General features: G+C 69.0%; 11 protein-coding genes. 5 read left to right on the forward strand and 6 right to left on the reverse strand.

Features of this window, described 5'->3' with window-relative positions; all coding sequences use genetic code 11:
• Positions 1-25: 25 nt before the first annotated feature.
• The 5 genes from ACUYM2_RS01605 to acsA are packed head-to-tail and all read right to left on the reverse strand — an operon-like array spanning position 26 to position 5,500.
• The gene (locus ACUYM2_RS01605) at positions 26-268 is read right to left on the reverse strand and encodes an acyl carrier protein (RefSeq protein ID WP_481598478.1); all 243 of its coding nucleotides are present in this window, start codon (positions 266-268) and stop codon (positions 26-28) included.
• Positions 269-281: 13 nt separating this feature from the next.
• The gene (locus ACUYM2_RS01610) at positions 282-1,649 is read right to left on the reverse strand and encodes a dihydrolipoamide acetyltransferase family protein (protein WP_481598479.1); all 1,368 of its coding nucleotides are present in this window, start codon (positions 1,647-1,649) and stop codon (positions 282-284) included.
• On the reverse strand, positions 1,642-2,622 hold the full coding sequence (locus ACUYM2_RS01615) for an alpha-ketoacid dehydrogenase subunit beta (protein WP_481598480.1): 981 nt from the start codon (positions 2,620-2,622) through the stop codon (positions 1,642-1,644). Before ACUYM2_RS01615 ends, ACUYM2_RS01610 begins: the two co-directional genes overlap by 8 nt.
• Positions 2,619-3,626, reverse strand: coding sequence for a pyruvate dehydrogenase (acetyl-transferring) E1 component subunit alpha (gene pdhA, locus ACUYM2_RS01620; RefSeq protein WP_481601374.1), 1,008 nt, complete (start codon positions 3,624-3,626; stop codon positions 2,619-2,621). Before pdhA ends, ACUYM2_RS01615 begins: the two co-directional genes overlap by 4 nt.
• 8 nt (positions 3,627-3,634) lie before the next feature.
• The gene (gene acsA, locus ACUYM2_RS01625) at positions 3,635-5,500 is read right to left on the reverse strand and encodes an acetate--CoA ligase (RefSeq protein WP_481598481.1); all 1,866 of its coding nucleotides are present in this window, start codon (positions 5,498-5,500) and stop codon (positions 3,635-3,637) included.
• A gap of 136 nt (positions 5,501-5,636) precedes the next feature.
• Between acsA and pyrE the strand changes: the two genes are divergently transcribed.
• From pyrE to ACUYM2_RS01645, 4 genes are all read left to right on the forward strand, one after another.
• Positions 5,637-6,221, forward strand: coding sequence for an orotate phosphoribosyltransferase (pyrE, locus tag ACUYM2_RS01630; RefSeq protein ID WP_346958586.1), 585 nt, complete (start codon positions 5,637-5,639; stop codon positions 6,219-6,221).
• Positions 6,222-6,327: 106 nt separating this feature from the next.
• Positions 6,328-7,095 (forward strand): GAF and ANTAR domain-containing protein, encoded by a 768-nt coding sequence (locus ACUYM2_RS01635; protein ID WP_481598482.1) that lies wholly within the window; start codon positions 6,328-6,330, stop codon positions 7,093-7,095.
• Between the two features lie 108 nt (positions 7,096-7,203).
• A complete protein-coding gene (locus ACUYM2_RS01640; protein ID WP_481598483.1) occupies positions 7,204-7,755 on the forward strand; it encodes a hypothetical protein in 552 nt (183 codons plus the stop codon).
• 99 nt (positions 7,756-7,854) lie between these two features.
• On the forward strand, positions 7,855-8,895 hold the full coding sequence (locus ACUYM2_RS01645; protein WP_481598484.1) for an alpha/beta fold hydrolase: 1,041 nt from the start codon (positions 7,855-7,857) through the stop codon (positions 8,893-8,895).
• Between the two features lie 24 nt (positions 8,896-8,919).
• Here the strand turns inward: ACUYM2_RS01645 and ACUYM2_RS01650 are convergent, their stop codons facing one another.
• Positions 8,920-9,786, reverse strand: a complete 867-nt coding sequence (locus tag ACUYM2_RS01650) for an HAD-IIA family hydrolase (protein ID WP_481598485.1) — start codon at positions 9,784-9,786, stop codon at positions 8,920-8,922.
• Between the two features lie 52 nt (positions 9,787-9,838).
• Between ACUYM2_RS01650 and ACUYM2_RS01655 the strand changes: the two genes are divergently transcribed.
• On the forward strand, positions 9,839-10,525 hold the full coding sequence (locus tag ACUYM2_RS01655) for a TrmH family RNA methyltransferase (protein ID WP_481598486.1): 687 nt from the start codon (positions 9,839-9,841) through the stop codon (positions 10,523-10,525).
• Positions 10,526-10,584 lie beyond the last annotated feature (59 nt).

Consider the following 10,584-nt stretch of genomic DNA (forward strand, 5'->3'; position numbering starts at 1 on the left):
CAATGGACACAGGACCGGACGGGGATCAGCCGTGCGTGGCGAGGTAACTGATCAGGCCGTCGACCGTGGCGACCGCGGGGTAGTCACGCTCCGGGATGTCCACGCCGGTCGCCTCGTCGATGGTCTCCACGAGCCGCAGGAAATCCAGGGAATCCAGCTCAAGGTCCTGCCGGAGCCGCGCGTCGCCGCCGACGTCGTCCAGTTCCACATCCGGTGCGACTTTGCCCAGCGCGGCACGCACCGCGGCCCGGGCATCCTGTCCGTTCATGGCGTCTCCATCTTCACAGTTCGTCCGGTTTCTGCAGCAGCTCTTCCATCCGGGCCAGGAAGCGGGCGCCGCGCAGCCCGTCGCTGACCCGGTGGTCCGCGGACAAGGTGGCGATCGCTGCGGACCGGACGCCCAGCATCCCGTTCTCCGCCCAAGGTTGCTCCAGCACGCGGCCGAAGCCCACCATGGCCACCTGCGGTGGATAGATCACCCCGTAGACACTGTCCACCCCGAGGTCTCCCAGGTTCGTCACGGTGATGGTGGGGTCCGCCATCTCGGCGCGCTGCAGCCGCCCGGCCCGCGCACGGCCGACCAGATCCCGCAGCTGTTGCATCAGCTCGTCGAGGGGCAGCGTGTCGGCGTCGTGGATGGCCGGCGCCACCAGGCCGCCCTGGCGCAGGGCCACCGCGACGCCCAGATGCACCACAGCGCTGGGCCGGTACGCGCCGTCCACGTAAAAGCCGTTGACCTCCGGAACATCCTTGGCCGCGAGCGCCGCGGCCTTGAGCAGGAGGGCGGAGGGCACCAGCCGGGATGCCACCGGCCGGTGCGCGTTGAGGGTCTGCATCCAGCCGACGGCGGCGCGCAGGTCCAGGGTGGTGCTCAGGTAATAATGCGGGATGGTCTGCTTGGAGCGCGACATCAGCGCCCCGATGGCCCGGCGGAGGGTGGCCACCCGGCCGAGTGCCTCCGACGCCGGTTCCGCCGCGGCTGGGGCTGCCGCCGCGGCGGAACCGGCCGGGGCTTCGGCCGCCGCCTCAGCCTCCGGGCGGCCGGCCGTCGGCTGGCGGGCCGTCGGCTGGCGGGCCGCGGCGCGCTGGACGTCCTCCACGGTCACGGCGTCCTCCGGTCCGGTGCCCGCAACGGCGGAAAGCTCGACGCCGAGTTCGGCAGCGAGCCGCCTGGCCCGCGGTGAGGACCGCACCCGCGCTGCGCCCGCCGGCCGGGCGGCCACCGCGTGCTCCACATCGGCACGGGTGATGGTTCCGTCCTTGCCGGTGCCGTGGATCCGGCCGGTGTCCACGCCGAGCCGGTGCGCGAGGTGCCGGACCGGCGGTGCGATCGGCGGCGCTTCCCGGGGAGGGGTGGGCGCTGCGGCCTCGGGCCGCGGCGGCGGTTCCGGAGCCGGGGCCCCGACCTCGGCCGGGGTCTGCGCGATCCGGGCCAGCGGCGTCCCCACCGGCACGGTCTCGCCGATGTCCACCAGGAGGTCCGCGACCACCCCCTCCTGGAAGGACTCGACATCCATCACCGTCTTGTCCGTATCCACGACGGCCACCAGGTCCCCGCGGCGGACGTAGTCGCCCGGCTTGACCAGCCATTCGACGATCTTGCCGTGCTCCATGTCGGCCCCGAGCGAGGGCATCAGGAAATCAGCCACCCGCCCCGACCGCCTCCCGCGCCGCCGCGACCACCCGTTCCACCGAGGGCAGCGCGGCCAGTTCAAGGTGCTTGGAGTAGGGGATCGGCACCTCCGCGCTGCAGACCCGGCCGACGGGCGCGTCCAGCTCGAAGAACGCGTGTTCGCTGATCCGGGCGCTGATTTCGGCCGAGATGCTGCCGCTGCGCCAGCCCTCGTCGACCACCACGGCGCGGTGCGTCCTGGCCACGGAGGCGAGGATCGCGGCGTCGTCGAGCGGACGAAGGGTGCGCAGGTCCAACACCTCGGCGTCGATGCCCTCGGCGGCGAGCTGCGCGGCGGCCTCGAGCGTGAGGGGAAGCGTCCCGCCGTAGGTGATGAGGGAGACGTCGGTGCCGGGCCGCCGGATGGCGGCGCTGGTGATGTCCACCGCGCCGGCGTCGTCGGCGAGCTCGCCCGGGACGTTGTAGAGCGAGCCGTGCTCGAAGATCAGCACCGGATCAGGGTCCTGAAGCGCGGTCCAGAGCATTCCGCGGGCGTCTTCGAGGGTGGCAGGGGTGAGGATCCGCAGGCCGGGGATGTGCGCGTACCAGCCCTCCAGGCTGTGCGAGTGCTGGGCGCCGAGTTGGCGGCCGGCGCCGGTGGTCATCCGGATCACGAGCGGGACGTGGAACTGGCCGCCGGACATGTGCAGCAGGGACGCGGCGTTGTTCACGATCTGGTCCAGGGCCAGCAGGCTGAAGTTGACGGTCATGATCTCCACGATGGGGCGCATCCCGCCCAGCGCGGCGCCGATGCCGGCACCGACGAAGCCGGACTCGGACAGCGGGGTGTCGCGGATCCGCTCCGGTCCGAATTCCTCCAGCAGGCCCAGGCTCACGGCGAAGGACCCGCCGTAGGCCCCCACATCCTCGCCCATCAGGAACACCCGCTCGTCGCGTTGCAGTGCGTCGCGGATCCCGGCCCGGAGCGCCTCCCGGTAACTGGATTTCATGATTCGGGCCCTTCCGGCCAGGCGCCGGGCTCGCTGTAGACGAAGCGCGTGAGGTCCTCGAGCGGCTCGGGTGTGCCGGCTTCCGCGAACTCGACGCCGGCCGCGACTTCCGCCTCGGCATCGGACTGCAGCTGCTGCCACTGGTCTCCGGTGAGCTGGCCGGCGGACTCCATCGCCGAGCGCAGCAGCGTGATCGGATCCCGTTCCAGCCAGTGGGCCACCTCGGCTTTCTCCCGGTAGCGCTCCGGGTCGAACATCGAGTGCGCCCGGAAACGGTAGGTCCGCAGTTCCAGGAAGTGCGGGCCGCCGCCGCCCCGGACCGCGTCGACTGCGCGCCGGGCGGCCTCCTCCACGGCCAGCACGTCCATCCCGTCCACGGCCCAGGCGGCGATCTCGTAACCGGCGGCCTTCAGCGCGATGTCCGTCTGCGACTCGGAGCGGCCCAGTGCCGTGCCCATCGCGTAGAGGTTGTTCTCGCAGCAGAACAGCACCGGCAGTTGCCAGAGGGCGGCCAGGTTGAGGCTTTCGTGGAACTCGCCTTCCGCGACGGCGCCCTCGCCGAAAAAGCACACGGTGACGCGGGAACGCCCGGCCATTTTGTCCGCGAGCGCCAGCCCGACGGCGAGCGGCAGGCCCCCGGCGACGATCGCGTTCCCGCCGTAGAAGCGGGTGGCGGCGTCAAACAGGTGCATGGAGCCGCCGCGGCCGCGGCAGCAGCCCTCCACGCAGCCGTACATCTCGGCCAGGATCGAACCTGCGGAAACGCCGCGCAGCAGCGCGTGGCCGTGTTCGCGGTAGGTGGCGACGACGGCGTCCTCCGGTGACAGGGCCTCCAGCACTCCGGCTGCCACGGCCTCCTCGCCGATGTAGACGTGCAGGAAGCCGCGGATCTTCGCGGCGCTGTAGAGCTCGACGCACTTCTCCTCGAACCGGCGCACGCGCAGCATCTGCAACAGCAGGTGCCGGCCGTGCCCGGCATCCAGGGGGCCGGCGGGCGCCGCCATGGGCCCGGTCACTGCGGACCCTCCGGCGCTGCCCCGGTTGCCCCCGGCGCCCCGCCGTCGGGCACTGACCCCGGCGGGGACTCTATGGTGGACGTGTCGCCCTCCGGCAGCCCCAGCTCGCGGGCCTTGAGCAGGCGGCGGAGAATCTTCCCGCTGCGGGTTTTCGGCAGTGCCGTGGTGAAGTCCAGCAGCCGGGGTGCGACCGCGGGGCCCAGCCGCTTGCGGGCGAATCCGATGATGTCCAGCTGCAGCTGCTCGGACGGCGCCCAGCCGGGGCGCAACTCCACAAAGGCTTTGACCACCTCCCCGGCGACCGGGTCCGGGACGCCGATGACGCCCGCCTCGGCCACGGCCTCGTGCTCCATCAGCGAGCTCTCCACCTCGAACGGGCCGATCAGGTGCCCGGAGGACTTGATCACGTCGTCGCCGCGGCCGACGAACCAGTAGTAGCCATCGGCGTCGCGCTTGGCGAGGTCGCCGGTGAGGCACCAGCCGCCCACGAAACACCGGCGGTAGCGTTCCTCCTCGTGCAGATAGCCGCGGAACATCGAGGGCCAGCCGGGCCGGAGCGCCAGCTCGCCCATGGCGTCCGGCTCGGTGACCAGCACCGCGTGCCCGTTGCGGACCACGGGTTTGTCCTGCCCGTCCCGGGCCACCAGCGCGGCTTCGATGCCGGGCAGCGGCCGGCCCATGGAGCCCGGACGGATCTCGGTGGCCGCAAAATTCGAGATCATGATGCCTCCGGTTTCGGTCTGCCACCAGTTGTCATGCACCGGTTGGCCGAAGGCTTCCTTGCCCCACACCACCACCTCCGGATTGAGCGGCTCACCGACGCTGGCCACAAAGCGCAGGGCGGACAGGTCGTGCCCGGCGGCCCGCTCCGCCCCGGCTTTCATCAGCATCCGCAGCGCGGTGGGGGCGGTGTACCAGACGGTGACGTGCTGCTCGGCGAGGATCCGGTACCAGCGGTCCGCGTCCATTTCCTCCTCGTCCACAATGCTCGTCACGCCGTGGCTGAGCGGGGCCAAGACGCCGTAGGACGTCCCGGTCACCCAGCCGGGATCGGCAGTGCACCAGTAGACGTCGTCCGGGTGCAGGTCCAGCGCGAAGGTGCCGGTGGCGTGGTGGGCGGTGACGGCGTCGTGCACGTGGATGGCGCCTTTCGGCGTGCCGGTGGTGCCGGACGTGAAGTGCAGCAGGGCCATGTCCTCGGGCCCGGTCGCCGCGATCTCCCCGTCCGCGGGAGCCGCCTGCATCAGGAGTTCCAGGTCCAGGGTGCCCGGCTCCGGGTCGCCGTCGGCGTCGGTCAACAGCACATGCCGCAGCTCGGGCAGCGAGCCGCGCAGCTGCGCCACCTTCCGCCGGTAGAGCGCACGGGTGGTGATGAGCGCCCGCCCCGACCCCAGCTGCAGCCGCTGCCGCACGGGTTCCGGTCCGAAGGCCGAGAAGAGTGGGCAGAACACGCTCGCGTTCTTGAACGTGCCGAGCATTGCGACGTAGAGGGAGGGCGTGCGGCCGCTGAGCGAGAAGACGCGCTCGCCGCGCCCGACGCCGAGGCTGCGCAGCACCGCGGCGAACCGGCTGCTTCGCTCGGCCAGCTGCGCGTAGGAGACCGCGTGGCTGCTCCCGTCGGCTCGGATGAAACGCAGCGCCTCGCGGCCGCCGCGTCCGCCGGCGGCATGCCGGTCCGCGGCCTCGAAGGCGATGTTGAGGCCCCGGCCCTCGGGCAGTCCGGACAGTTCCCGGCGGGCGTCCTCCCACGAGAAGGCCGCGCAGCTCGCGTCATAATCCAGCAGGTTGGGCCGGACCCGGAAGCTGCCGGGATCCTTGGGGATCGCCGGCCAGCGGGTGGAAGGTTCGGTTCCTGCCGTCATGCTTACATCGGACGCCCGCCCCGCGCAGGCTGCCAGTGCCGTAAGTCCCGTGCACGTACTGGACCGTGCGGCACGGCCCGGACATCTGCGGCCCGGACTGGGATTCCGGCCACCGCCAGCCACTAAACTGGGTCCCATGACTGCCACCAGTGACTTTGCAGCCGACGCTGCTGCCGCCCGTGCCCGCCTCCTGGAACTGATCAAGGAGCTGGCCGTCGTCCGCGGCAAGGTCATCCTCTCCAGCGGCGCCGAAGCCGACTACTACATCGACCTGCGCCGCATCACGCTGCACCACGAGGCCTCCAAGCTGGTCGGCCAGGTCATGTTGTCGCTGATGGACGACGCCGGGATCGACTTTGAGTGCGCCGGCGGACTCACCATGGGGGCGGACCCGGTGGGCACCGCCGTGATGCATGCCGCCGTCGACGCCGGCCGTCCCGTGGACGCCTTCGTGGTCCGCAAGGCGCAGAAGTCCTACGGCATGGGCCGCCAGGTTGAGGGCCCCTCGGTCGAGGGCCGCAAGGTCCTGGTCCTGGAGGACACCTCCACCACGGGAGGCTCCGCGCTCACCGCCGTCGAGGGGGTGCGCCGGGCCGGCGGCAACGTTGTCGCCGTCGCCGTGATTGTGGACCGCGACACCGGCGCGAAAGAGAAGATCGAAGCCGAAGCCGGCGTCCCCTATCTTTTCGCCTTCGGGAAGGATGAACTCGGCCTGAACTAGGCGTTTCACCGGCGGCGGACACATGTGGACGGTGTTATAGGGGTGGCTTATCATTTTGGAATACCCCCAGTCGGTACGTTCGTACCCGTAGTTGGAGAAACGCGCTATGCTCCCGCCCCAGGAATCCCCTGAATCTGTCAGTACCGTCGACCAGGTCCAGAACCTCATCCTCGACAGCACCGACTTCGAAGAGTTCCTCAACGAACTCGCGCGCTTTTCCGCGCACCAGGTTGCCGGCGAGGGCGACGATGCGCTCTGCGGCATCACCCTGCTGCGGGACCGGAAGGCTGCCACCATCGGCTGGAGCAGCGACTCCGCCCGCGAAGTGGACGAGATCCAGTACCGGCTGGCACAGGGGCCATGCCTGACGGCGGCGCAGGAGGAACGCGAAGTCTACGTCCCGGACCTGTTCGAGGAAGACCGCTGGGGCCCGGACTACGCCACCGCGGTGGCCTCCCACGGACTCCGCTCGGTGCTGTCGGTGCCGTTCCACCTCCAGGGCGAAGCGCAGGCAGCCCTCAACCTGTATTCGGACGCGCCGCACAAGTTCGACGGCGACGTCGCGGCCCGTGCGCGTGACTTCACCCGGCAGATCTCCCAGGCGCTGCGCATGGCCGTGCGTTTTTCGCTGCACACGGACAGTGCCACCAACCTCCGGGCCACGCTGGAATCGCGCACCGTCATCGACATGGCCATCGGGATTGTGATGGCGCAGAACCGCTGCAGCCAGGAGGCCGCGGTGCGGATCCTCACGGACGCGTCAAGCAACGGCAACGTCAAGCTGCGGGACATCGCCACCTCGCTGGTGGAGTCCGTCGGCGGCTCCGCCACGCGGACCCACTTCCAGGAGCCCGGACGGCAGGCCACCGGATAACCGACCGGAAAACAAGCCGCGAAAACAGGGACTTGTGCCCTTCCCGTCGGGCAGTTAGGCTGAATGAGGTTGAGCCGTCGGCCATAGACACTTTCTTTTGGAGTACCTATGGACCACTCTCTTAACGCCCAGGTCAAGCTCGATGTCGCCTCAGATGTCATCCGGATTGATGTCCGGGGGAGCCTCAGCCAAACTTCCCGTCCGGCACTGATCCAGCTGATCCAGCGCATCCGCCGCATGGGCATCAGCTCCCATATCCGCGTGGATCTCGGCCACGCCGCCTTCGTCGAATCAGCTGCCCTGGCGGGCCTGCGCAACGACCTCAACGCCATTGACGGCCGGTTCGGCCAGCTGGACGTGGCCGGAGCCCTGACCGTCGCGGCCGGGGTTTCGCTGGAACTGCAGATGTTCGGCGACGACTTCGGCAAGGTGTTCCAGCCGCTGGACCTCTCCGGGGACTTCACCGCCTCCCTCCATGCGTCCGGGACCCGGACGCTGGCCCGCTACTCCGACGACGAATTGCTGGCGGCCAGCGACTGCGTCTTCGGCAGGCTCGACGACCCGGCCACCGGTGCACCCTCGGAGCTCCTGGCCCGGTACGAGGACATCAGCCTGGAACTCACCCGGCGCGAAGCCGGCCGCGAGCCCGAACCGGCCTAAGCCGGGGATACCCGCAGGCCGCCTGGGCAGGGCCCACCCTGCGTTTTCTCCTGCAGCTGCCGTTTTCTGCTGCAGCTGCGTAGTGGCTACGGTAGAGGTGTGCCGCATGCGACAGAAGAGAACGACGGGCGCGGACGCCGGAACGAGGAGGCCCGCGTGCTCCGGCACGCCGCGGAACTCAAGCGGTTCTCCCGGCGGAACTTCCTGGTCGGGACGAGTGCTGCCTCCGTCCTGGCCGCGGACATGCTGTTCACCCGCCGGGTACAGGCCGAGCGGCGCGTGAACAAGATCCTGATGGTGCCCGACGACGTCGCGGAGCTTTATTTCCCCCACGCCTCCTGGTTCCTCTTTCCCGGGTACAAGACCAGCTGGGAAGAAGCGCAGTGGATCCTAAACTCGCTGCGCGGGGCGCTGACCAAACGCGGCCAGCTGGCCGCCGTCGGCTATTCCAACGTTGGCATGGACATCGACAAGATCGTGATCGCGGTTATCGAGCACATCCGCGCCTACCAGCTGGACACCGTCTACTTCTATGGCCACAGCTTCGGCGGTATGGTCGCGGTGCAGGTCGCCGCCCGGCTGCTGGAGTTGCACGGCGTCCAGGTGGCACTCATCCTGCTGGACTCCAGTCCGTCCAGCCGGTACGACGTGCTGGACCAGAGCTGGTTCGACGGGGTGGTGTTCCTCTACGAGAGCGGTTTCCGGTTCCCCACCGTGCTGCGCGGCGGCTACGAACTCGGCGAGCGGCTGCTCAACAAGCACGAACGCAGCTGGGGCCAGATCCTGGACCAGACCATGGAGCAGCTCTCGCCGATCGCCCCGTCCAGTGTGCTGATCCAGACGGAATCGGCCTATATCTACCACTTCGACCTGAACCGGTTCGTCGGCAAGCTTGGAACCGCGAAGATGGCCTTCATCGGCAACCCCCGGGACCGGACCGTCAATTACGAAACCGCGCGGGACACCTGGATGCTGCGGTTCAAGGCGAACATGGTCTCGGATTCGCTGCAAACCGACGGCGCACGCCCGGCCCACGCCAGCCCGCAGTGGAACCCCTTCGTCTACCGGCCGCTCATCGAGGAGCTCCAGGACGAGTTCCTGCCGCTCGCCTCCGGCGGGGGCAAGAAGACCGCAATCTAGCAACGGCCGCCCCAAAACGGTCGGTCAGATCTGGTTTTTCAGGTCGGCCACCGAGTTAAGGATCTGGTTGGGCCGGAACGGGTAGGCCGCGATGTCGTCCTTGTGGGTGATGCCGCTGAGCACCAGCACCGTGTGCAGCCCCGCCTCCATGCCGGCGATGATGTCGGTGTCCATCCGGTCGCCAATCATGGCGGTGGTCTCCGAATGGGCGTCGATCTGGTTCATCGCCGAGCGGAACATCATCGGGTTCGGCTTGCCTACTATGTAGGGCTCGCGGCCGGTCGCCTTGGTGATCAGCGCCGCGATCGCACCCGTGGCGGGCATCGGGCCGTCCTTGGAAGGGCCCGTGGCATCCGGGTTGGTCGCGATGAAGCGCGCGCCGCCCAGGATCAGGCGGATGGCCATCGTGATGGCTTCGAAGGAATAAGTCCGGGTCTCGCCCAGCACTACAAAGTCGGGGTCCTGGTCGGTGAGGATGAAACCGGCCTCATGCAGCGCCGTCGTCAGCCCGGCCTCGCCGATGGTGTAGGCGCGGTTGCCCGATTCGGAGCCGCGCACCTGGTCCTTGAGGAACTGGGCCGTCGCGAGGGCCGAGGTCCAGATGTTCTCCTCCGGGATTTCCAGTCCGGAGCTTTTCAGCCTGGCGGCAAGGTCTCGGGGAGTGAAGATCGAATTGTTGGTCAGAACCAGGAACCGCCTGGACGTATCCACCCACCGCTGGATGAGTTCCGAGGCACCCGGGATCGGCTGGTTTTCGTGGACCAGCACGCCGTCCATGTCTGTCAGCCAGCACTCAATTTCCTGGCCGCTGCGGTACACCGAGGACGTGGACCGTGCCTCGTCCGGGTTCGAAAGCCGGTCTGTCCCGAGGTCTTCGTGCTGATCCGCCATGGTGCCCTCCGCCGATAGTGTGCCGCAACAGGTCCCAGTCTACTGTTGAGTCGTGACTGAACCCGAGACACCCAGCGACCACCCCGCCGGCACCCCTGCCGCTCCGGACGGTGAGGCGGAGCCCAAGGCGGAAGTCGGCGTCGGTCCCTGGCAGGGGCAGTGGCCGGAGGGCGAACACTGGGACCCGGACCTGCTGGCGGACGGTGACCGCCGCAACGTGGTGGACAAGTACAGGTACTGGAAGCACGAGGCGATCGTGGCGGAGCTGGACTCGCGGCGCCACAACTTCCACATCGCCATCGAAAACTGGCAGCACGACATGAACATCGGCACCGTCGTCCGCACCGCCAACGCGTTCCTGGCTAAGGAAGTCCACATCATCGGACGACGCCGGTGGAACCGCCGCGGGGCCATGGTCACCGACCGCTACCAGCACGTCCGCCACCACGCCACCGTGGAGGAGTTTGTCGCCTGGGCGCAGGGGGAAGGCCTGGCCGTGATCGGGATCGACATCTTCCCCGATTCCGTCCCCCTGGAAACCTACGAGCTGCCCCGGGACTGTGTGCTGGTGTTCGGCCAGGAAGGGCCCGGCCTGACGCCGGAGGTCCACGAGGCTGCCGTTGCGACGCTTTCGATCGAGCAGTTCGGGTCCACGCGCTCCATCAACGCGGCCTCGGCGGCCGCGATCGCGATGCACGCCTGGATCCGCCGGCACGTCTTCAACCAGCTGCCGGGGTAACCGCCCGAAGCACCGCCCCTGCTGACTAGTGTTGATTGAATTAGCTATTGTTAGATCAA

It is taken from the genome of Arthrobacter sp. SD1074B (assembly GCF_056780195.1).